Source organism: Chlorobium sp. (assembly GCF_049593655.1).
Classification (GTDB): Bacteria; Bacteroidota; Chlorobiia; order Chlorobiales; family Chlorobiaceae; genus Chlorobium.
On sequence record NZ_JBAWHG010000017.1, the window covers coordinates 20,389 to 42,075 of the forward strand.

Annotated in this window: 24 protein-coding genes; 11 read left to right on the forward strand and 13 right to left on the reverse strand. The window is 56.3% G+C overall.

Going from position 1 to position 21,687, the window contains the following annotated elements:
* The first annotated feature begins 139 nt into the window (after nt 1-139).
* From rlmB to gcvPA, 3 genes are all read left to right on the forward strand, one after another.
* Entirely contained in the window at nt 140-895 is a 756-nt protein-coding gene (gene rlmB, locus WBP50_RS02850; RefSeq protein ID WP_423931550.1) for a 23S rRNA (guanosine(2251)-2'-O)-methyltransferase RlmB, read from the forward strand.
* 124 nt (nt 896-1,019) lie between these two features.
* The gene (gene gcvH, locus WBP50_RS02855; RefSeq protein ID WP_423931551.1) at nt 1,020-1,403 is read left to right on the forward strand and encodes a glycine cleavage system protein GcvH; all 384 of its coding nucleotides are present in this window, start codon (nt 1,020-1,022) and stop codon (nt 1,401-1,403) included.
* Nucleotides 1,404-1,436: 33 nt separating this feature from the next.
* Entirely contained in the window at nt 1,437-2,768 is a 1,332-nt protein-coding gene (gcvPA, locus tag WBP50_RS02860) for an aminomethyl-transferring glycine dehydrogenase subunit GcvPA (RefSeq protein ID WP_423931552.1), read from the forward strand.
* Between the two features lie 94 nt (nt 2,769-2,862).
* On the opposite strand, the gene dapA is transcribed toward gcvPA, so the two are convergent.
* The 4 genes from dapA to WBP50_RS02880 all read right to left on the reverse strand — a co-directional run bounded on the left by dapA (nt 2,863) and on the right by WBP50_RS02880 (nt 6,722).
* Nucleotides 2,863-3,753, reverse strand: a complete 891-nt coding sequence (gene dapA, locus WBP50_RS02865; protein WP_423931553.1) for a 4-hydroxy-tetrahydrodipicolinate synthase — start codon at nt 3,751-3,753, stop codon at nt 2,863-2,865.
* A 185-nt stretch (nt 3,754-3,938) separates the two neighbouring features.
* On the reverse strand, nt 3,939-5,645 hold the full coding sequence (gene recN / locus WBP50_RS02870) for a DNA repair protein RecN (RefSeq protein ID WP_423931554.1): 1,707 nt from the start codon (nt 5,643-5,645) through the stop codon (nt 3,939-3,941).
* Between the two features lie 112 nt (nt 5,646-5,757).
* Nucleotides 5,758-5,970, reverse strand: a complete 213-nt coding sequence (locus tag WBP50_RS02875; protein ID WP_423931555.1) for a Sec-independent protein translocase subunit TatA/TatB — start codon at nt 5,968-5,970, stop codon at nt 5,758-5,760.
* Nucleotides 5,971-6,083: 113 nt separating this feature from the next.
* Nucleotides 6,084-6,722, reverse strand: a complete 639-nt coding sequence (locus WBP50_RS02880) for a phosphatidylserine decarboxylase (RefSeq protein ID WP_423931572.1) — start codon at nt 6,720-6,722, stop codon at nt 6,084-6,086.
* Between the two features lie 186 nt (nt 6,723-6,908).
* On the opposite strand from WBP50_RS02880, the gene tilS reads away from it, so the two are divergent.
* A complete protein-coding gene (gene tilS, locus WBP50_RS02885) occupies nt 6,909-7,889 on the forward strand; it encodes a tRNA lysidine(34) synthetase TilS (protein WP_423931556.1) in 981 nt (326 codons plus the stop codon).
* Nucleotides 7,890-7,897: 8 nt separating this feature from the next.
* Here the strand turns inward: tilS and WBP50_RS02890 are convergent, their stop codons facing one another.
* From WBP50_RS02890 to trpD, 5 genes are all read right to left on the reverse strand, one after another.
* Nucleotides 7,898-8,932: a hypothetical protein gene (locus tag WBP50_RS02890; RefSeq protein WP_423931557.1), complete on the reverse strand. Its 1,035-nt coding sequence runs from the start codon at nt 8,930-8,932 to the stop codon at nt 7,898-7,900.
* Between the two features lie 11 nt (nt 8,933-8,943).
* Entirely contained in the window at nt 8,944-9,384 is a 441-nt protein-coding gene (rnhA, locus tag WBP50_RS02895; protein WP_423931558.1) for a ribonuclease HI, read from the reverse strand.
* Between the two features lie 76 nt (nt 9,385-9,460).
* Complete coding sequence (gene rpmB / locus WBP50_RS02900) at nt 9,461-9,679, reverse strand: 50S ribosomal protein L28 (protein WP_292003998.1); 219 nt, start codon at nt 9,677-9,679, stop codon at nt 9,461-9,463.
* 91 nt (nt 9,680-9,770) lie between these two features.
* Nucleotides 9,771-10,763 carry a chlorophyll synthase ChlG gene (chlG, locus tag WBP50_RS02905; RefSeq protein WP_423931559.1) on the reverse strand — a complete coding sequence of 331 codons (993 nt, stop codon included), beginning with the start codon at nt 10,761-10,763 and terminating at the stop codon, nt 9,771-9,773.
* Between the two features lie 76 nt (nt 10,764-10,839).
* Entirely contained in the window at nt 10,840-11,895 is a 1,056-nt protein-coding gene (gene trpD, locus WBP50_RS02910; RefSeq protein WP_423931560.1) for an anthranilate phosphoribosyltransferase, read from the reverse strand.
* Between the two features lie 219 nt (nt 11,896-12,114).
* Between trpD and WBP50_RS02915 the strand changes: the two genes are divergently transcribed.
* Together WBP50_RS02915 and cutA are read left to right on the forward strand one after the other, a co-directional pair.
* On the forward strand, nt 12,115-13,209 hold the full coding sequence (locus WBP50_RS02915) for a M24 family metallopeptidase (RefSeq protein ID WP_423931561.1): 1,095 nt from the start codon (nt 12,115-12,117) through the stop codon (nt 13,207-13,209).
* A 48-nt stretch (nt 13,210-13,257) separates the two neighbouring features.
* Nucleotides 13,258-13,584, forward strand: a complete 327-nt coding sequence (cutA, locus tag WBP50_RS02920) for a divalent-cation tolerance protein CutA (RefSeq protein WP_423931562.1) — start codon at nt 13,258-13,260, stop codon at nt 13,582-13,584.
* 22 nt (nt 13,585-13,606) lie between these two features.
* Here cutA and WBP50_RS02925 read toward each other — a convergent pair whose 3' ends face one another.
* From WBP50_RS02925 to WBP50_RS02940, 4 genes are read right to left on the reverse strand one after another with little or no spacing between them, the layout of a single operon-like run.
* On the reverse strand, nt 13,607-14,506 hold the full coding sequence (locus tag WBP50_RS02925; protein WP_423931563.1) for a lysylphosphatidylglycerol synthase transmembrane domain-containing protein: 900 nt from the start codon (nt 14,504-14,506) through the stop codon (nt 13,607-13,609).
* A complete protein-coding gene (locus WBP50_RS02930) occupies nt 14,493-15,425 on the reverse strand; it encodes a glycosyltransferase family 2 protein (protein ID WP_423931564.1) in 933 nt (310 codons plus the stop codon). The genes WBP50_RS02925 and WBP50_RS02930 overlap by 14 nt, the downstream gene beginning before the upstream one ends.
* Nucleotides 15,422-16,984 (reverse strand): ArnT family glycosyltransferase, encoded by a 1,563-nt coding sequence (locus WBP50_RS02935; protein ID WP_423931565.1) that lies wholly within the window; start codon nt 16,982-16,984, stop codon nt 15,422-15,424. The genes WBP50_RS02930 and WBP50_RS02935 overlap by 4 nt, the downstream gene beginning before the upstream one ends.
* The gene (locus WBP50_RS02940) at nt 16,956-17,645 is read right to left on the reverse strand and encodes a phosphatase PAP2 family protein (RefSeq protein ID WP_423931566.1); all 690 of its coding nucleotides are present in this window, start codon (nt 17,643-17,645) and stop codon (nt 16,956-16,958) included. The genes WBP50_RS02935 and WBP50_RS02940 overlap by 29 nt, the downstream gene beginning before the upstream one ends.
* Nucleotides 17,646-17,745: 100 nt before the next feature.
* Between WBP50_RS02940 and purU the strand changes: the two genes are divergently transcribed.
* The 5 genes from purU to WBP50_RS02965 all read left to right on the forward strand — a co-directional run bounded on the left by purU (nt 17,746) and on the right by WBP50_RS02965 (nt 21,398).
* Nucleotides 17,746-18,609 carry a formyltetrahydrofolate deformylase gene (purU, locus tag WBP50_RS02945; protein ID WP_423931567.1) on the forward strand — a complete coding sequence of 288 codons (864 nt, stop codon included), beginning with the start codon at nt 17,746-17,748 and terminating at the stop codon, nt 18,607-18,609.
* A gap of 116 nt (nt 18,610-18,725) precedes the next feature.
* Nucleotides 18,726-19,265 carry a lipocalin family protein gene (locus WBP50_RS02950; protein WP_423931568.1) on the forward strand — a complete coding sequence of 180 codons (540 nt, stop codon included), beginning with the start codon at nt 18,726-18,728 and terminating at the stop codon, nt 19,263-19,265.
* 20 nt (nt 19,266-19,285) lie between these two features.
* Nucleotides 19,286-19,801, forward strand: coding sequence for a lipocalin family protein (locus tag WBP50_RS02955; protein WP_423931569.1), 516 nt, complete (start codon nt 19,286-19,288; stop codon nt 19,799-19,801).
* Nucleotides 19,802-19,897: 96 nt separating this feature from the next.
* Nucleotides 19,898-20,713, forward strand: a complete 816-nt coding sequence (thiM, locus tag WBP50_RS02960; RefSeq protein WP_423931573.1) for a hydroxyethylthiazole kinase — start codon at nt 19,898-19,900, stop codon at nt 20,711-20,713.
* Between the two features lie 112 nt (nt 20,714-20,825).
* The gene (locus WBP50_RS02965) at nt 20,826-21,398 is read left to right on the forward strand and encodes a flavin reductase family protein (RefSeq protein ID WP_423931570.1); all 573 of its coding nucleotides are present in this window, start codon (nt 20,826-20,828) and stop codon (nt 21,396-21,398) included.
* Nucleotides 21,399-21,687 lie beyond the last annotated feature (289 nt).

Here is a 21,687-nt window from a genome sequence, read left to right on the forward strand (position 1 = left end):
ATATAAAAAAAATCGAATTTAACTCATTTTAATTACATTCGTGAAGATAACCCGTTCAGAGCAGTTTCTTCGGGAACGCCCTTTCCGGTATCGGCAGGCAGGGCGACTCATCGACCATTCCACAGGAGCAGTGACTTTCATGTATTCAGAACAGACCGAACAGAGCGAAAACGTCGTGTACGGCCGCAACGCGGTTCTCGAACTGCTTCAGAAGAAGCCGGAGAGCATCGAGAAAATCTATTACCAGTTCAATACCTCCCACCCCAAGCTCAAGGAGATCGTCATAACGGCCCGACGCCTGAAACTGGTCAGCGGAAAGGCCCGTCTCGAAAAACTCACCCAGATTGCCGGTTCGGCCAAGCATCAGGGGGTCTGTGCCCTTATTACCACCGTTTCCTTCTATACGATCGAAGAGATTCTTTCCCGACCCCGCAACTCGTCGCCTCTGATTGTCGTGCTTCAGGGTCTTGAAGACCCGCATAACGTCGGGGCGATCGTCCGTACCGCCGAAGCGGCTGCCGCCGACGGCGTCGTGCTTATCGAGGGCCGCGGCGCGCCGGTCAACGCCGCGGTGCACAAGGCTTCGGCAGGGGCCCTTTCGCATATGCGGATATGCAAGGTGAAAAGCCTTGTGCGTACGCTCGAATATCTTCGGGAACGCAATTTCCGGGTGTATGCCGCCGATATGGATGCCGAACTCAATTACACCGACGCCGACCTGAAAGGACCGACCGTGCTGGTGCTGGGCGCCGAGGGAAGCGGGCTGTCTCCGGAAGCCATGAAGTTCTGCGACAGCACGGTGCGTGTTCCCATCGCCGGATGCGTCGAGTCGCTCAACGTGAGCGTCACGGCGGGAATCCTGCTCTATGAATCCATGCGGCAGCGCCTTTCCTGACAGCCTGTTTTTCCTGCCGCTGCAAACGCCCGCATCTGTTTCAGCTCTTTGAAAAATATATTACCTTGACCTTCAAGCTTTATTGCAGTCTACTCAAGCCAACTCTTAACCAGGTTATTTTCCCATGACTATTCCTGACGATCTTCGCTACACCAAAGACCATGAATGGATCAAACTGCTGGAAGACGGCAGCTCCGCACTTGCAGGTATTACCGATTTCGCGCAGTCCGAGCTTGGGGACATTGTTTTTGTCGAGCTGAAGCCTGCCGGAACGAAACTTAAAGAGCATGAGGTTTTCGGAACGGTCGAAGCGGTAAAAACCGTAGCCGATCTTTTCGCTCCCGTAGCCGGCGAGATTCTGGAGGTGAACGGCGCGCTGGACGCCGCTGAAATCGTCAACAAGGATCCCTATGGCGAGGGGTGGCTGGTGAAGATCCGCATCGACGATCCTGCCTCCGTTGCCGGGCTTCTCGACGCTGCGGCCTACCGTCAGCTTACCGGCGAGTAACATCTTCAACCCTATCAGTCTCTACCTGAACCAATGCCATTTATCGTCAATACCGACCGGGACCGTGAGGATATGCTCCGGAGTATCGGGGCCGCATCGTTCGATGATCTGATTGCCGACATTCCGCAGGAAATCCGTCTGCAGCGTGCCCTCGATCTCTTTCCGGCTCTCGGCGAGCAGGAGGTCATGAAGCTGCTTGAAGGTCTTGCCTCCGCCAACCGCAGCAGCGCCGGTTATGTCAGCTATCTCGGAGGCGGATCCTACGATCATTTCATCCCTTCGGCCATCAGGAGCATCGTTTCGCGCAGCGAGTTCTACACCGCCTATACGCCCTACCAGGCGGAGGTGTCGCAAGGCACGCTGCAGGCGATTTACGAGTACCAGAGCATGATGTGCCGCCTCTACGGTATGGATGTAGCCAACGCCTCGATGTACGACGGAGCGACCGCCCTGGCCGAAGCGGTGCTCATGGCCATGAACGTGACCGGACGAGAGCAGGTTGTGCTTGCCGGCAGCATGAACCCCTATACCGTCAGTGTCCTGAAAACCTACCTTGAAGCTTCCGGTCATGGCGTGATTCTCCAGAACAGGCTCGAGGACGGAATCGGCAGTCTCGACGGCCTGAAAGAGCTTGTCGGCGACCGGGTCGCCGCCGTTGTCGTACAGCAGCCGAACTTTTACGGATCGCTTGAGGAGGTTGAGGCGATCGGCGCCGAAGCCCGCCGGAGCGGTGCACTTTTCGTCGTGTCTGCCGATCCGCTCTCTCTGGGCATTCTTGCCGCTCCCGGCAGTTACGGCGCCGATATCGCGGTCGGCGAAGGGCAGCCACTCGGCAATCACCAGAATTTCGGCGGGCCCTATCTCGGTATCTTTACCGTCCGCCAGGCCTATGTCCGCAAGATTCCGGGCCGTCTTGTCGGCATGACGAAGGATCGCGACGGCAACGACGGATTCATTCTTACGCTCCAGACCAGGGAGCAGCATATCCGCAGGGAAAAAGCCACATCGAACATCTGCACCAATCAGGCGCTCTGCGCTCTTCAGGCAGCTGTCTACCTTTCACTGCTCGGCAAAGAGGGCATCCGTGAGGTGGCCGAACAGTGTGCGCTCAAGGCGCATTATCTGGCAGGCGCAATCTCGGAGCTGCCGGGCTACCGGCTCATGTTCGGCTCGCCGTTCTTCCGTGAGTTCGTTCTGGATACGCCGCTGCCCGCCGCTGAAATTATCGGCGCCTTGCTCGACAAAGGTATTTTTGCGGGTTACGATCTTTCCGCCTGCGGCGGGAACGGTCTTCTGGTAGCCGTTACCGAAAAGCGCACGAGAGCGGAGCTCGACAGTTTCGTTCAGGCTCTCGCTGCTCTGTAGACGTTTCTGCAACAGCAGTGAAAAAGGCTGTCCTTTCCGGAGGACAGCCTTTTTTGTTGGGTTTTTCGGTGTCCGGCAGCGCTGCCGGAGTGTTTCAGAGGAGTCCGAGGGATTGCAGTTCCTCTTTCAGGAGGAGTTTGTTCCCGTCGGCCAGAGGCACCAGCGGCAGCCGGTAGACCTCCTCGATCATGCCCATCAGCGCCAGCGCATATTTTACCGGCACGGGGTTGCTTTCAACGAAGTTCAGTCTGAAGAGACGGTGGTACCGGCTGTTGATGGCACGGGCCTCTTCGAGTCGGCCGGCGCGTGCAGCTTCAACCAGCTGCTTTACGGCCGTCGGCACCTGGTTCGCCGCTACGGAAATCACGCCGTCCCCGCCCATGGCCATGAATGGAAGAATCAGCATGTCCTCTCCGGTCAGTACCGAGAAGTGCTCGGGTCTCTCCTCGAGCAGTTCGGTAATCTGGGCGATATTGTCCGAAGCCTCCTTGACTGCGGCGATGTTGCCAAAATCCCGGGCAAGCCTGAGTATGGTCGATGCCGCAACGTTGCAGGCGGTCCTGCCGGGAACGTTGTAGATGATGACCGGAACGGAGACCGCTTCGGCAATACAGCGGTAGTGCTGGTATATGCCCTCCTGGGAGGTCTTGTTGTAGTAGGGCGAAACCGACAGGATAGCGGAGGCGCCTGCCTGCTCCGCATTTTTCGCCAGCCGGACGGCATGATCGGTGGCGTTGGTTCCGGCTCCGGCGGCAACCATGATCCGATCTCCAGCCTCTTCTTTCACCGTGGTGATGACAAGCGTCTGCTCCTTTTCGGAGAGTGTCGGCGATTCTCCGGTTGTTCCGCAGGGGATGATGATATCGGTTCCGGCCTCGATATGAAACCGTACAAGTCTTTTCAATGCATCGGTATCCGGAGACCCGTCCAGCCTGAACGGTGTGACGAGGGCAACGGCGGAGCCTGAAATGAGTCGTGTGGACATAAGGGTAAAAAAACCTTGTTAAATGGTATTCGGTTATGGTACGCATAATAAGGCAAACTTTCCTTTTTTTCTAAAAGGTGCCTTGAAAAACCTGCTATTCATGATTTCCGTTTCCGGAGCGGTATCCCTCCGGCTGCATGGAATGCCGGGCGAGGGAGGCTCGGGCGTTACCGGAAGAATCCCGGTCAGACGGATTTTGCGCCTGCCACCAGTTCTCCGGCAAGTCTGAGCGAGGAGTCGGAAATGTTCCGTCCGCTGATGAGTCCGGCGACGGCCCGGATATGGCCTTCGGCATCGAGCGGCACCACAACGGCAGAGGTCCTTCCGTTCTCGGTCGTTTTGCCTATCGAGAGATGGGTGTCGGCCATGGCGGCGATCTGCGGAAGATGGGTGATGGCGACGATCTGGTGCAGACGCGACAGCCTCTTCAGGCTGGCGGCAACGGCATGGGCCGTCGTGCCGCTGATGCCGGTATCGATTTCATCGAATACGAGAATCGGAAGCGCGGCCGATTCGGCAAGGGCGCTTTTCAGGGCGAGCATCACCCGTGAGATTTCGCCTCCTGATGCGGCTTTTGCCAGCGGTTTCAACGCTTCTCCGGTGTTGGCCGAAATCAGGAATTCGATTTTTTCGTGTCCGTTGCCGAAGGCCCTGAAGCGTTCATTTCCGATGGTAATGTCGCCCAGAGGGTCCTTTTCCGGGCTGAACGCCGTCCGGAACCGCGCTCCGGCGATACCGAGCATCGACAGCTCCCGTTCGAGTGTTTCGTCGAGCTTCGCGGCGGCAATCCTGCGCTTCTGCGAGAGCGCAGCCGCGGCTTCGGAAAGTTTGCGGCGCTGAAGGAGCATCTCCGTGTCGAGCCGGTTGCGCTCTTCGGTAAGAGACTCTTCGAAGCCGAGGCCAAGGGAGAGCTCGTCTCGCCAGGCAATCAGCTCGGCAACGCTCCGTCCGTATTTCTTGCGCGTCCGCTGGAGCAGAAGCTGGCGTCCCCTGAGAGTGTCGAGCCGGTCGACGTTGAACTCGACGGCTGCCGTGTAACGGTTTACGAAGCGGTAGAGCTCCTCGACCATGCTTTCGGCTGAACGGGCCTCTTCGAGCCTGCTTTCGAAGCGTTTGTCGATTGCGGCGAGCTTCTCCAGAATGTGGCGGGCCGAGGAGAGGGACGTATAGGCGGAGCGCTCCTCTTCGTAAAGCAGAATGCCCAGCTCCGAGCCGAGCCCGAAGAGCGTTTCGGCATTTTCAAGCAGCGTTATTTCGTTTTCCAGCTCCTCCTCTTCGCCCTCTTTGAGTTCGAGGGTGTCGAGTTCGTTGAACTGGAACTCCATCATCTCTTTTCTCTCCCTGAACTCCCTGGCGCGTTCCTCGAGCTGTTTCTGCCGTCCGGAAAGCGTTGCGATGCTCGAATACGCATCCCGGTAGGCCGAGCTTTCCTGCGCGCTTCGGGCGAAAGCGTCGAGCATTCCCTCATGAGATGCGGCATTGAGCAGCAGCTGATGGTCGTGCTGACCGTGCAGATCGATGAGCAGAAGGCCGGCCTGTTTCAGCAGCCCCGCCGTGCAGGGGGTGTCGTTGATGAAGCAGCGCGACTGTCCCGAGGCGGAAATGTCCCTGCGCAGCAGGGTCTCGGGAGCGTTTTCTATTCCAGCCTCTTCCAGAAGGGGGCGCAGCCTTTCAGGAAGGGGACCGGAGAGCACCGCTTCGATGACCGCCTTGTTTTCGCCGGATCGGACAATGTCGCTGCTGGCGCGTTCTCCAAGCACCAGGCTCAACGCTCCGACAAGCATGGATTTTCCCGCACCGGTTTCACCGGTAATGATGGTCAGCCCTTTTGTGAACTCGACGGTGAGTTCCCTTATCAGGGCAAGATTTCTGATGTACAGGCTGCTGAGCATGAGCCGTATTCCTGGTTGGAGATAACTGCAGGAAAGATAAGGCTAAAACAGGTTGAATAAAAGAAGCTGAAAAAGCCCTTCAGGGAGGGCTTTTTCAGGTGAGCACGCAGGTTCACGATTTCGATTCTGTAGAGTTTTCCGGAGTTTTCTTTGGTGGTTCTTCCACAACCTTGTTGAACTCATCCTCTATTTCAGTCTGGGCTTTTTTGAACTCCTTCATGCCTTTTCCAAGGCCGCGAGCAAGTTCGGGCAGCTTTTTGGCGCCGAACAGAAGCAGTATGATCAAGAGAATAAGTATGAGTTCCTGACCGCCTAATCCGAACATGATCTCTCTCTCCGCGAATTAAAACGTTGAAAAGTATATTACTTGGTATTTATATAATCAATACTCCATCCGAAACCAAACTTTTTCGGGCCCGGAACCGGGCAGCCTGAGCCTCAGATGCGCGCGATTACCGTTTCTCCGGCCCTTGTCCGCTCTCCCTTCGTGACGGTTACCTCGGCATGGGCCGGAAGAACGATATCGACCCTTGAGCCGAACCTGATCATGCCGAAGCGTTCTCCCCGTATCACACGATCGCCCTGATTCAGCATGCAGACTATGCGCCGTGCCATGAAACCCGATACCTGGCTGAAGAGCACCTTCATTTCGCCGTTTTCGATGCCGATCTCCATTTTTTCATTGCTCTCCAGGCTGCGGTGATCGAACGCCATCATGAAGGTTCCCGGATGATAGCTGAGGTGCGTGACCGTTCCGTCCAGAGGGATGCGGTTTACATGCACGTTCAGCGGCGACATGAAGATGCTCACCAGCGTCGATGAAGGACCGGTAAAGCTGTTGACGACCGGCCGGATCAGAAGTACCTTGCCGTCGGCAGGGGCGACGATGGCGCTTTTTTCATCCGGCGGCTTCCTTTTCGGGTCCCGGAAAAAGTAAAGCGTGAAAAGCAGGAGAGATGAAGAGAAAAGCAGTGCTGCCGGAAGAAAGGGCAGGGCAAAAAAGGCCGCCGCTCCCGAAACAAAAAGTGCGACGAGGCCGGTTTTCAGAATGGTCGGGTAACCCCAGGGAGTGAACATGGTTCGTCTGATCAGGATGATGGACACGGTTACGCAGTGTCGGCGTTAACCTCCGGTGTTATTTTCCGGTTTGTCGCAGGGTCTGAAGATACCCTTTACGACGGTTAATGACGGCCTCCTATGGTAATACGGAGGAAAAAATACATTTTAGTTAGTCTTTGCAACGATTGAAAAGCGGAAAATGCCTTGAACCGTCTCGAAAAAAAATTTCTGCAGCAGCTGCGCGACCGTCAGCTTGTCGCTGAAGGGGATCATGTGCTTGCCGCAGTTTCGGGTGGTCCCGACTCCATGGCTCTGCTCTGCCTGCTCTGTGCCGTGGCTCCTGTCGTTCCTTGCCGGATCAGCGCGGCTCACTGCAACTTTCAGCTTCGAGGGGAGGAGAGCCTGGGTGATGAAGGCTTCGTCAGGGAGCAGTGCGCCATCAGGGGGGTGGAGTGCTTCAGCGTGCGTTTCGATACGGCGGCGGCCTCGGCGGCGGGGAAGAAATCACTTGAAGAGACCGCAAGGGAGCTGCGCTATGAATGGTTTTCTTCGCTTCTCGAAGAGCACGGCATGACGAAGATCGCAACCGGCCACCATGTCAGCGACAATGCCGAAACCATGCTGTTCAATCTTTTCCGTGGTACGTCGCTGCTCGGTCTTAAAGGCATCAGGGCAATGCATGGCAGGGTGATACGCCCCCTGCTGCTTCTCGGCAAGGGCGAGATTCTCGATTACCTTAACGAAAAATCGATCCCTTTCCGAACCGACGACAGCAACTTCGGCATCGATTACGACCGGAACTTCATCCGCAACAGGGTTATTCCGCTTGTCGAGGAGCGTTTCCCCCACAAGCTGCTTCCTTCCCTGCAGCGGCTTTCGGAGCAGGCCGGAGAGCTTCAGGCGTTTCTTGAAGCGTATTTCGAGCGGCTGACAATATCCAGACCTGGGCTTTCTTTTCGGCAGGGCTGGCTCGATGCCCGGGAGCTGAAGAAGCTCTCCGTTTTCGAGCAGAAAGAGATTTTCAAAAGGGCGCTTCAGGAATCGGGAGCAACGGCCGATGCCGCCATGCTGCAGCGTCTCGTTTCACTGCTGAACTCGCAGCCGGGCAGGAAAATCGTCGTCAGCGGCAGTCTGGTCGTAGCGTGGAAAGGGAACCGCCTCTGTTTTCTCCAGTCGTCTCCCTGAACCGGTACTCAGCGTTCGTTGCCGGTTTTCCTGAAAATGCTTTCCGGAAGATCGGTATGGATGATGACCGATTCGAGATTCTGCTGAATGCTGACCCGGTCGAGCAGTTCTCTGGTCTGATGGCTTGTTCTCGACTCGGAAAGGCCCGAGAGCCTGGCTGCTCCCCAGAGGAAAGTCGATGCGAAAAATGCCGCCCGGCGCGTCCGGTAGACCCATTCGGTTTCGGCTTCGATGCCGTCGTTGAATTTCGCCGACAGGGCGAGATGGAGGATACGGTTCAGATTTCCCACCCCCTTCATGTCGCTGTTAGCCGAAGTGAGGCTCTGCAGCGCGCTGTTCGTCCATTCCGGGGAGGGGAGGGCAAACCAGAGATGCGATTTGTAGACAGCCTTGTCGATCAGTACCGCAGAGAGCGAGTCCCGCTGGAAAAAGCTGCCGGAAGGCTTTAAAAAACCTTCGAGCATCTCCCTGCTGCTGGCAACCGCGATCCTTCGCGGGCCGAGTGGGCAGACCCAGAAATTCCGGTCGAGGGCGTAACAGTTGCGGCCTTCCGCCGGTGCGCTTTCCCGGCTGTTCAGTTTCAGAAAGGATTCGGGGAGCTTGCTGGAAAAGTTTCCCGAGGCCACGGCTATGAAATCGTTCTTTTTAAAACCGGCGCGGCGGAAACTCAGAAGAAGGGTATCCAGGTCTTCCGACATGACGATGCCGCGGCTGTTCATGAGGCTGTCGATTTTCCCTCCCATTCTGATGATCGGGGCCTTTTTCATGGAGTCCGGCATGACCTTCCGCCAGAAGGAACTGCTGCGGATATCCTTCATGCCGAGGTAGATCAGCGCATCCGATTTTCCCGGAATGCGGTCCACCAGGCTTCCGATATCGCGGTTCAGCGGTTCAGGCTCGATGCGGGGCTTGGCCCAGTTCACCCAGAGCACAACACCCAGAAAGAGAAGCATGCTGACAATGCTGATTGAGATGAGCAGCCCGGGGCCTTTTTTAAGGGAGCGTTTCTGTGCTGTCTCTTCAGGTCCGGCGTTGCTCTGCATGGGTCAACAGGTCAGGAGTTGTTTTTGATCGCCTGGCGGGCCAGTTCGTCGCAGCGGTTGTTGAAGACGTTGTCGCTGTGCCCTTTGACTTTGTGAAAGGTAACCTCGTGCAATGTAACCAACTTCAGTATTTTTTTCCACAGGTCGATATTTTCGACGCTTTTTTTTGCCGCCGTGAGCCAGTTGTTCCCGGTCCAGCGCTTCAGCCACCCCTGATTCAGGGCATTGACCAGATAGGCGGAATCGCTGTACAGGTCTACCACGCAGGGTTCCTTCAGGGCCTCGAGCCCTTCGATGGCTGCCGTGAGCTCCATGCGGTTGTTGGTGGTGGCGCGCTCGTAGCCGGAAATTTCCCGGCACTGGCTCTCATACATCAGGAGAGCCCCCCAGCCGCCTTTTCCGGGATTACCGCTGCATGCCCCGTCGGTGTAGATGATGATTCTTTTTTTCATAGACTGAAAAAGGCTCAATCCGGTTGGGGATTGAGCCTTGGAAAAGCTGTTGTGATGTACTCCGCCGGGAGGACGCTTATTTCAGGAGCGCAGCGAGCTTTGCTGTGCCGGTTCTGGAGATGATTTTCATCGCTTTTGCGGAAAGCTTTACCTTGACCCAGCATTTTTCCTCTTCAATCCAGATTCTCTTTGTATGCAGGTTCGGCTCGAAACGGGTACGGGTGTGGTTGTTGGCGTGAGAAACATTATTGCCATATTTCGGTCTTTTTCCAGTCAGGACACAAACTTTGGACATGGTGCAAGTCTATTGGTGTTAAAAAAACGAACCGGAATATAATAATAGTTTAGAAAACCTGAAACCTCTTGTTTTGGTTTCTGCCATTCTGTTATGGGCGGATGCCTGCCGCACACACCATCATGGACAGCACATACAGCAGGGTGCCGAATGCGTTGTACCATACAGCCTTTTCCCTGGGGTTCGCTATCAGGATTTTCTGCATCGGGAGTTGGGCGATCAGCAGGAACACGGCAAGGGCGGTCGTTATCCATGCTGATTTGACCACGAGAATCGAGATTGCCGCGACCTGGGCAAGGTCCATGATCACCGAGGCCAGTACGGCGGCCTTTTTTTCGCCAAGCTGCACGGGAATGGAGGCTACCTTCCGGATGTTGTCGCCGACGACCGATTTGAAGTCGTTGAGCGTCATGATGCCATGCGCTCCGAGTGAAAAAATGATGGCCAGAGCGATGGTTTCCGAAGAGGGTACGCCCTGGGTGATGGCGAAACTTCCTGTCAGCCACGCCACGCCCTCGTAGGCGAGTCCGACGATGAGGTTGCCGAACCAGCCGTTGCGTTTCGCCCTGATCGGAGGTCCGGAGTAGGCGTGCGACATGAGCACCCCGACAAAGGCGATGGCGACGACGTAGGGATGGATGGAAAGAGCGACCAGGAAGCCCGTGATAATGAGTCCGAAGGTGATGAGCCAGCTGGCCGATTTCGATATCTTGCCCGCCGGAATCGGGCGGTCAGGCTCGTTGATGGCGTCCACCTCCCGGTCGAAATAGTCGTTCATGGTCTGCGACATCGCGCACATGAGCGGACCTGCAAGAATGACGCCCCTCAGGAGGATCGACCAGTTCGACGCCAGATCCTCTCCGGTCGATACGACCCCGCAGGCGAAGGCCCACATCGGGGGAAACCAGGTGACGGGTTTCATGAGCGGAATGATGGCCGACGGCTCGATCCTGAAACCCGGTTTGTTGACATTTTCCAGCGCCTGCTGAATGGCTTTCTGCCGGGGGGCACTCACTCCCGACATGCGCAGTTTGTCGGAGATGCTGTGCTGGATATCAGGATGCAGGGTGTCGTTTCCGTTCATGATGACAATTAAAAACTCACTTCAGCTGCAGAAGAAAGCATCAATAATACAAGTTTTTTGGAAAAAATGTAAGTGCTTAGTTGACGGTTTCCCTGCTCCGGGCGGAAAGTTCCGCATTTAGGTTCACAATCTCCCGGAACTTTCTTTCGGTTTCGCCGCTTTCGAGCACCTCTCTGGACAGGACGAACCCGTCATCGATGCAGCGGGCGTTTCCCGATATATAGCAGGCCATTGCCGACGTGAAGAGTGCGGCATCGGTCTGTGCCGGTGAAGCGCTGCCGTCGAGAATGCTTCTGATGATGGCGGCATTCGTCTTGCGGTCGCCTCCCTTGATGGCTGAGAGCGGGTGGCGCTGAAGCCCGAAATCCTCCGGGTAGACCGTATGGCGACAGACATAGCCGTTCTGGATCTCGACGATCCATGTGGGGCCGTCGAGGCTCGGCTCGTCGAGCGGGCAGCCTTCGCCGGTCAGGGCGTGCACCACCATGGCATGGTTCGTGCCGGTCTGCAGAAGCACCTCCGTATAGAGCTCCATGAGATCGCTGCTGTAGACGCCGACAAGCTGGCGTTTCGAACGGGCGGGATTGATGAGGGGGCCGAGCATGTTGAAAAGCGTTCGTATGCCGAGATCCCTGCGTATCTGTGCAACCCGTTTCATGGACGGGTGGTAGAGTGGTGCGAAGAGGAATGAAAATCCGGTCCGGGCGAAGAGCTCTCTGGTGGCTTCCGGCGGGAGGTCTACGTGGAACCCGAGTTCCTCGAGCACGTCTGCGCTGCCGCAGCTGCTGGTAACCGAACGGTTTCCGTGCTTGGCAACCGGTACGCCGGCGCTGTTGGCGATAATGGAGCCAACGGTCGAGATGTTGTACGTTCCGGCATGATCTCCCCCGGTGCCGCAGGTATCGACGGCATCCTCGGAGAGATCGATGGCTTGTGCCTTGGCGATGAGGCTGTAGTATGCCCCGGCGATTTCCGTCGAGGTCGTTCCCTTGCGTTCCAGCAGCGCCAGCAGTGCGGCAATGACCGTATCGGGAAAAACGCCGTTCATGATGGCATTCATGCACTGGGTCATCTCTTCCTGCGTGAAATGTTCACCGGAGAGCAGCTTGTGTAGAAAATCCTTGTGGGCCATGAAAAAAATGGTTGGCAAAGAGAGTGAATATGTATAAATCTAAAGGAAGAACTCTATGGTCAATGGCCTTGACCGGGTTGCCGGTTCAGGAGCAGTACCGTGTCCCGTGCGGCGGCGCGCAAAAAAAAACAGCACTATTCTAAATTATAACAAGAATATAGCGTATTGCAAGCGTCCGGGCCGTTGCCCCGGTATTTTTCACGCAGTCGAACAAACAGCATGGATCATCAGTTTCTTGACGGATACCGCGAAACGGACCTTGTCAGGGTCCGCGAAAAAATGGCGGCACTGAACCTCGGGGCGTTGATCGTTTCCGATCTTTCCGTCATCAGGTGGCTTTCCGGTTTCAGCGGCTCCAACGCACGGCTGCTCGTTACTCCCGAGCGGCTTGTTCTTTTTACCGATTTCCGCTACCGCGAGCAGGCAGCCACAGAGGTCGGTATTGCCGAGACGGTCATCGCTTCAGACGGCTTCGCCCCGGAGCTCTTTTCCGGCGCCTATCCGCTCGGACCGGCTGTCGGCATCCAGTCCGACAGCATGATGTGGGACGAAGCGCAGCGCCTTTGCGACCGGCTCGACCCCATGACCGCTGCGGTGCCGCTCGTCTCTTTTTTCGACGACCTGAGAATGGTGAAAAACCGTATCGAGCTGATGCACCTGCAGCGCGCTGCGTCGATCAGCGAGCAGGTGTTCGAGATGATTCTTCCGCTGATCGGTACGCAGGCGACCGAACTCGATATTGCCGCGGAAATCACCTACCAGCATAAAAAACTCGGGGCCGAGAAAGACTCGTTCGAACCTATAGTGGCATCAGGAGCGCGGGCGGCCATGCCGCATGCAAAGCCGACAGCCTCGCATTTCCGGCCTGGCGAGCTTATCGTGATCGATATGGGCTGCGTCTCGGAGGGGTACGCTTCCGACCAGACCCGCACGGTGGCTCTCGGCAGGGTTTCCCCCGAAAACCGGGCGATCTACAGCATCGTTGCCGATGCCCAGCAGCTCGGGCTCACCACTGCCCGATGCGGCATGAGCGCCGCCGAGCTTGACGGAACGGTTCGGGGCTATATCGATCGGCGCGGATATGGCGAGGCCTTCGGTCACAGTCTCGGCCACGGTGTCGGCATCGACGTGCATGAAGAGCCGCGCATCAGTTCGAAAAACAGCAGGATTTTAGGTGAAAACATGGTGTTTACCATCGAGCCGGGCATCTATCTTCCCGGCCGGCTCGGCGTGCGCATCGAAGATACCGTTTTGCTTCGCAGCGACGGAGCCCATCCTTTCCAGCGGTTCACGAAAAAGCTTCTCGAACTGTAGACTGCTTCGGCATCAGGCAGTTTCTGCAACCTTCAAGGATACATTGCCATGAATGAAGAGTATTGCATGGTCGTCACGACCATACCCGGAAGGGAGGAGGCCGAACAGCTCGCGGAAGGGATTCTCGGCAACCGGCTTGCTGCCTGTATCCAGATGACCGGCATCCGCAGTTTTTTTCTCTGGGAGGGAGCGATGCAGCGCGAGGCCGAAATGCTGCTCCTGATCAAGACAACCGCAGAGCGCTATTCGGCTCTCGAATCGTACATCAGCGAGTATCATCCCTACGACGTTCCTGAAATCATCCGGATACCCGTCACCGCAGGGCTTCCCGGCTATCTTTCATGGATCGCCTCCACAACCGGGCCTTTAGCCTGACAAGGTTTCCGGATCCGGGCGGTCACCCCCCGGTGTTTTCCGGCAGGAGGACGCTTTTCTCGTGTCGTGTACGGCCCAGAATGCCCGGAAGGGCCGAGATTGCCGATATGACGAAAAAGATCAGCGAGAGCGCCACGCCGGTGCTGGTATCGAGTGAGAGATAGCCGAGCAGGTAGTAAAAGGTTACCTCCCTGGCTCCTGCCCCTCCAACCGTTATCGGCAGGACGGTGGCTATGCTCGATATGAGAAAGATCGCCAGATGATCGATGGCGTGATGGGTAGGGGCGATGGCCTTGAGGATGAAGAACGCGGAGATGACCTGGGTGATCTGGATCAGCATCGATTCCCATGCCGTAACGGCAAAGCTTGGCAGGAACTGCCTGTAGAAGAGCCTGTTGAGCAGAAACGACGCCGGATAGATGAGGGCCATCGCCGCCCAGGCGTAGGGCACCAGTTCAGGAAGTTTCTGGGCGAAGCTGCTGGGTATCAGCAGGATGAGCGAGAGCACGGCAAGGGCGATGATGCCGCAGACGCGGTCCCAGAAAACGGCATGGAAAACGTTGAGCATTTTTATGCCGTGGTTTTTCTGAAGGATGTAGATTTTGTAGCCGTCGCCTCCGATTCCCCCGGGAAGGAAAAGGTTGTAGAACATCCCGAGGTAGTAGAGCTTCAGGTTGTAGAGCGTCGAGAGTTCGATGCCGATATCCCTGAAAAAACGGTTCAGCCTGAGCGCGTTGATGATTTTCGAGATATTGAAAAACAGGAGTGCCAGAAAGAGATACCACGGGTTCGCGCGCCGGATGATTTCCAGCAGCCTGGCCGTGTCGATTTTCGTCAGAACGAGATAGAGCGTCAGGGCGGTGACCAGAAGCTGAACAAGGGTTTTGAGTAGCTTCGATATGTTTTGCTTACGGTTTGTCAACGATTTTTCTGATGATGTAGGGTTTCTTGTTCTGCGACTCGTAATAGGTGCGCATGATGAATTCGGCGACAAACCCGCTGGTGATGAGCTGTATGCCGATAAATGTCAGAATGATGCCCAGCGAGAGCAGGGGACGTCCGCCGATCTCATGACCCAGAATCTTCAGGGCGAGCAGGTAGAGGTTGACGGCGATGCCCAGAAAAAAGGAGATGAAACCGAGGGTTCCGAACAGGTGCATGGGTTTCTGTCCGTATTTCTGGAAAAAGACCATGAAGAGCAGGTCACTGAGCACCCTGGAGGTTCTGCCGATACCGTATTTCGAACTGCCGTACTTTCTCGGATGGTGGCGTACATCCATTTCGGCCATCCGTGCGCCGTAAAGCTGCACAAGCACCGGGATGAAGCGGTGCAGTTCCCCGTACAGCCCGAGGTTTTTGGCGACATCCTTCCTGAACACCTTCAGGGTGCAGCCGTAATCGCGGATATGCACGTCGGTGAGGGTTCTGATCATGGCATTGGCGATGGCGCTCGGAATCTTGCGCAGCATCATGCCGTCTTTTCTTGAAGCCCGACGTCCGGCAACCACATCGAGTTCCTGCTCTTCGAGGTAGCGCATCATCAAGGGAATATCCGCCGGGTCGTTCTGCAGGTCTCCGTCCATGGTGGCGATCAGTTCTCCCTCTGCATATTCGATGCCGGCCGCCATGGCGGTTGTCTGTCCATAGTTCTTGTTCAGGACAATCAGCCGGGAGTGCGCCGGGGCGCAGGCTTCGATGGCGGCAACGGTTCCATCGGTCGAGCCGTCGTCTACAAGAATGATTTCGTGATCGATGGAGCCGAGCGACGCCTCGAGCGCCTGGAAAAGCGGCCGGATGTTCTCCGTTTCGTTCATGACCGGTATGACGACCGACAGCTTCATGGGCGGGGCCTCGTTTCGTTGTTTTTTACCAGCACAATGCCGTGCTTGCTGAAGAGCAGCTCCGGATTCTCGAGCCGTTCAAGGTATTTGACGGTCGTCAGTACGATTTCTCCCTTTTCCGGCGCCCTTTTTTCAGCAAAAGAGAGGGAATATAGCAAAAAAGAGGGGTAGTAGACTTTCCACATGACAACTTTGTACCCTTCCCTTTTCGAGAGCAGGGCGGCTTCCTTGACCGGTTCCTGAAGCAGCCGGGCGACGAGCGGCATGATGTGGAAGTTGATGCAGAGGCAGAAAACAAGGCCTCCGGCGACAAGCCGGCCGCGAGGGGAGAGGGCAGGGATGAACTGCAGTGCTGCAATCAGCAGGGCCGCCCCTGCGAGAATAAGCATATAGCTTGTACCGGTGAGCCGGAGGGCGCTCCGGAGCACGGCAAGAATGTAGAGGTCGTCGATCCGGGGCGCGACCATCGGGATGAGGAGCGGCAGCGCGGCGAACAGCAGGAGGAAAAGAACCGGCCAGAGCGCCTGGATGCGTGGCGCCCTCGTTTCTGCAAAGAGCCTTGCCATAAGGATGAAGAGCGGCGTATAGCCGTAGATCATGTAGTGCGGCAGTTTGGTGCCGGAGAGCGAAAAAAAGACGAAGACAAAGGCGAACCAGATGAGAAGAAAACGGTTCAGTGGTTCGCTGAGCAGTTTTTTCAGGTTTAAGAGCGTGGTGAACAGCATGCCTGTAAAAGGCATCAGGCCGATCAGGAGTACGGGAACGTAGTAGAAGAGAGAGCCTGAGTGCCCTTCGAGGGATGAACTGAACCGGTTGACGTTGTGTTTGAAGAGAAACCCTTCGACGAACGCCATTCCCTGATCGAGGTATTCGAGGGTGTACCAGGGCATCACGATGCAGAGGAAGAGCAGGAGCGCCCGGAGATTCAGCACGGTTCTGAACCAGTTTTTGAGCTGCCCCTGCTGCATGAAAAAGAGAAAGGAGACCGCGCCGGGGATCAGGATGGCTACCGGTCCCTTGGTCAGCACCCCGAGTCCGGCGGCGGCAAAGGCAACAAGGCGTGATGTCGCCGAGCCGGTTCTGTAGTGCGTGTACACGGCGAACATGGTGACGGCAAGGCAGCAGTTCAGCAGTCCGTCGGCGATTGCGGCTTTTGCGATAATGGTTACCTGGAGCGAGAGCACCATGAACATTGTGGCCAGAAATGCCGTCTCTCTGCCGAGTTCCTTACGGGTGAACCGGTAAAGCGCAGCGGCCCAGATTGCCGATGCTGCGGCCGAGGGGAAGCGGAAGGCGAACTCGTTGAGACCGAAGGTTTTTACGCTGAGCAGCTGGAGCCAGTAGATCAGCACCGGCTTGTCGAAGCGGGGATGACCGTTCAGATAGGTGGTCAGGTAGTTGCCGCTGGCGAGCATTTCGCGGGTGGCTTCGCTGAAAGCGCCTTCGTCGACGTCGAACAGCGGAGCCGAACCGAGCCCGACAAAAAAACTGATGCCGACAAGCAGCGCCAGCAGGAGCGTCTGCTGCTGTTTACCGGATTTTCGAAGGGATGAGAGCATGGGATGGAGTCTTGAAGTACCGATGGTAGAGAAATGCCGTGGAAGCTGCTCCGAGCAGCGAACCGGCAAGTACGTCGCTCAGGTAGTGCTGGGTTGTTGCCACACGGCTGAAGGCGATCAGCGCCGCCCACAGGAAGAAGGCGATCCGGTATTGCGGAAAGAGGATGCTGAGCGTCGAAGCCACACTGAAGGCCGTTGCGGAGTGACCGGAGGGGAACGATATCCATGCATGTTCGAGATGGAACGGGTCGAAGCCGAAGATCGTTTCGCTGAAATAGAGCTTCGGCCGGGCCCTTCCGAGCACTATCTTGACGAGATCTGCAGCAAGCCCCGAGAGTGCCACTGAAGAGAAGAGCAGCAGTCCCGAGGACGATATGGCGGGTTTCGTTTTGCGCAGCAGCAGATAGGAGAGGAGGCCTGCGGCAAGATACCACTGCGACTCTCCCATTCGTGTCATGAGTTTGAAAACGCGGTAAAAGCCGGTCGTTTTCAGGCCGTTGAACCAGAGCGCTACCGGTATATCGAGATAAAAGTAGCTCAGGATTCCCGCCAGAAGCATCACTATGGAAGCTGATATCCAATAGTTGCGTATCGTCATGATGCCTGGTATTGCTATGTCTCTGTGTAAGGTGACCGGATCCGGAACGTTGAAATTTTTCATGATGTACAACTGTTCGTGAAAATACATTAAATTTTATCTGACTCATAACCTTCCGCCAGTTTGACCTGGAAGGACTTTTTTTTACCATGCAACCCGTTTTATGACCATTTCCGAACCCGGAGCCATTCTGCTGCTCTCCTGCCCCGACCGGGCGGGACTTGTTTCACGCATTTCACATTTCATTTACGAGCGAGGCGGCAACATTCTGGATCTCGACGAGCATGTCGATACCGTCGAAAAAATGTTCTTTATCAGGGTTTCGTGGAGCACCGCAAATTTCTCGATTCCGGCGGCCGAGCTCCACGAAGCGTTCAGCCCCCTTGCAAAGGAGTTTGGCGCGTCCTGGAAAATCCGGCTCGGAGACAGGAAGATGCGCGTCGCACTTTTCGTATCGCGCTACGACCACTGTCTGCAGGAGCTGCTCTGGCGACACAGTATCGGGGAGTTCGCCATTGATGTTCCGCTGATCGTATCGAACCATGCCGATCTCGAACCCCTTGCGCGGCGTTACGGTATTCCTTTTCATCATGTTCCGGTAACGGCCGCCTCGAAAATGGAGACCGAGCGGGAGGAGCTGGAACTGCTCGAACGTCATGACATCGATACCGTGGTGCTTGCCCGCTACATGCAGGTGCTCTCGCCGCAGTTCGTCGAACGCTATCCGGCAAGGATCATCAACATCCACCACTCCTTTCTTCCCGCCTTTGTGGGCAGCAGCCCCTACCGGCAGGCCTACGAGCGCGGGGTGAAGATTATCGGGGCAACCAGCCACTATGTGACCGAAGATCTTGATCAGGGGCCGATTATCGAGCAGGATATCGTCAGGATCAGCCATAAGGACACGCTCGACGATCTTATCCGCAAGGGTCGCGATCTCGAACGGCTCGTGCTCGCTCGTGCGCTGCGGCTGCACAGCGAACACCGGATTCTGGTGAACGGAAAGAAAACGGTGGCCTTTGACTGATGCCGCAGGTACAGGCCGTGAAGTAAAAAAAAGAAAAATCAGTGAGCTGTTGAAGATTATAGATTACTGATTCGTATGTTTTATGTATTCCGTTCACCCCAATACCCATTTCGATCATGTCATTGCGTTTTTTTCTTCCGTTTCTCGTGCTTCTCTTTTCTGGATTCACCGAAGCGCCGCCGCCTCCCTCGGTCATCGATGATTTCCAGCCCGAACGGTTTCTCGGCACATGGCACGAGATCGCCCGTACGGAAAATACATTCCAGCGTAATCTCGACCGGGTGTCGGCCACCTATTCGGTGAGTGGGGACGGGTTCATTACGGTTATCAACAGGGCCTACGACCTGAAAGTCATGCGGTGGCGCACCACAAAGGGAAGGGCGATGCTTGCCGGCGAGCGAAACGTAGGCTCGCTGAAGGTCTCTTTTCTGGGCACGTTCTATTCCCGCTACAACATTTTGGATATCGACAGAAAAAATTACTCATGGGCACTTGTGTGCGGACGCGACAGATCCCTGTTCTGGATCATTTCCCGCCGGCCGCACATGGACAAAAAGCTGCTGAAACGGCTTATGGCCGAGGCCGAGGAGCTTGGCTTCGATACTGCGCACGTGCTTTATGCGGGATACGGAGGCAAGCTTCCGCCCGGCAGGTAACCCAATCCAATCCAATCGCCATGAAAAAACTGTTATCGCTCTTCTTCATACTGCTTGCCGGCTGCACCGGCGTGCCGCAGGGGCTGACTGTGGTCGATGACTTCCGGCTGGAACGTTACCTCGGTACCTGGTACGAGATCGCCCGGCTCGACAACCGGTTCGAGAAGGACCTCGGGCAGGTTTCGGCGGAGTATTCGCTTCGGGAGGACGGCGGCGTGAAGGTCGTGAACCGCGGGTTCGATCGCAAAAAAGGGGAGTGGAAGTCCATCGGGGGAAAAGCCGCTTTCGTGGGCGATCCTTCGAAAGGGGCGCTGAAGGTATCGTTTTTCGGCCCTTTCTATGCCAGCTACAACGTTCTGGCTCTCGATACGGAGAACTACGGGTGGGCTCTCGTGTGCGGCCGCAACAAGGAGCTTTTCTGGATTCTCGCCCGACAGCCCGAAATGGAGCCACTGCTGCTGAAGCGTCTTGTGGCCAAGGCCGATTCCCTCGGATTCGAAACCTCGAAGCTGCGCTATTTCGAGAAGCGGAAATAGGAGGAACACCGGTGTGTCCGGGTCGGCAGATGTAAGGCGCTTACCGGCAAAAGCCGCATGCAGATCAAGTTTGTTCATGAAAAATCGTTGAAAGCCATGTCCAGAGGAGAGTCAGACAAGTTTTCCGAAAGCATAACATGGTCCCATCCGGAAGTTCGCGAAGATCTCGCCCGCCTGCGCAGGGAAGCACCTCTGGTCCATTGCATCACCAACGGCGTTGTAACCAATTTTACGGCGAATGTGCTGCTTGCAGTTGGAGCATCGCCCGCTATGGTTGAAACCGTCGAGGAGGTTGCGGATTTCGTGCGGATTGCAGATGCCTTGCTGATCAATGTCGGCACTATCACCACAAGAGATGCAGAGGCGATGCTCAAGGCTGCTGCTGCAGCCCGCGAGACAGATACGCCATGGGTTCTCGACCCTGTCGCGTTCGGCGCACTCGAGTTCAGGACGCGTATCGTGCAGGAGCTCATTGCGTTTCGCCCTGCGGTCATACGGGGAAACGCATCCGAAATACTTGCTCTCGGAGGGGCGGCAGGCGGAGCGAAAGGCGTTGACGCCACTGTTTCGTCAGCCCAGGCGTTATCGGCCGCAGTTCGACTGGCTGCCGTTTCGGGCGCTGTTGTCGCCCTCAGCGGTGAAACTGATTATATTACGGACGGCAGTACCGTTATTTCCGTTCCCGGAGGTCACGAGATGATGACGAAGGTCACCGGGATGGGCTGTACCTTGGGAGCCTTTATTGCAGCACTGTTGCCGGTAACCGGCTCTGCTTTCAGGGCGGCCACGGCAGCCTCGGCCGTCTATGCCGAAGCGGGAGAACGTTCAGGCAGGGAGGCGCGGGGGACCGGCAGTTTCGCCGTATCGTTTCTCGATCGGCTTTCGACCATCGGGACAGCAGCAACGCCTTAGATTTCCGCTTCCGTTTCGCCCGCGACCCGTCCGCTCCGTGCCTGTACGGTAAAACTGCAGATGTAAAAGAGAACAAAAAAAGCTTCGTTACTTCCATCCGGGTATGACACATATGAAAAAATCTGTCGGAGCCAAAACGCTCCTTTTTCCGACCCCTGTGCTGATGGTCGGCACCTACGACCAGACGGGCAAGCCCAACCTGATGAACGCGGCCTGGGGCGGTATCTGCTGTTCGAAACCACCCTGCGTTGCAGTTTCGCTGCGCAAGGCCACCTACTCTCACAGCTGCATCGTAGAGCGAAAAGCCTTTACGGTGGGCATCGCCTGCGAAGGGCGAATGGCCGAGGCCGATTACGTGGGGATCGCATCAGGACGCGACGCCGACAAGTTTGCCGTTGCAGGGCTGACCCCCGTCAGAAGCGAGCTGGTCGACGCTCCCTACGCGGAGGAGTTTCCCGTGGTGCTGGAGTGCAGGCTCCTGCACGTTATCGAAATCGGCCTGCACACGCAGTTTATCGGCGAAATCATGGACGTCAAGGCCGATGCTGCAGTGTTCGACGATGCCGGCCGCCTCGACATCATGAAAATCCAGCCGCTCATTTACGATACCGCCCGGAGAGGATACCACGGCGTTGGTCCGCGTCTCGGCGATGCCTTCTCCGTCGGCAAGGAGCTGCAGTCGTGACGGTTTGTTGTGTGTTTGTTCTCGACGATCGCCATAAATTCGCGTAACGGGTCGGCTTGATGAATGTTCTATCGGGTTTATTGCCTGCCTGGTTCGAAAATTCGGTTTGACCCGATTGGATACAGCGAAAATGAAGGATATATCGACAGCAGGATTTGCAGGAGCATTTCGTTCAGGGCCGTAACTGAATGAAATGAATGCCGTCCCTGATTTTACATGCAGGATAAGGGTGTCGCCAACACACGCATCGATTTTTTGTGTTGCTTCAATGCGCATTTTGCCGGTCTTT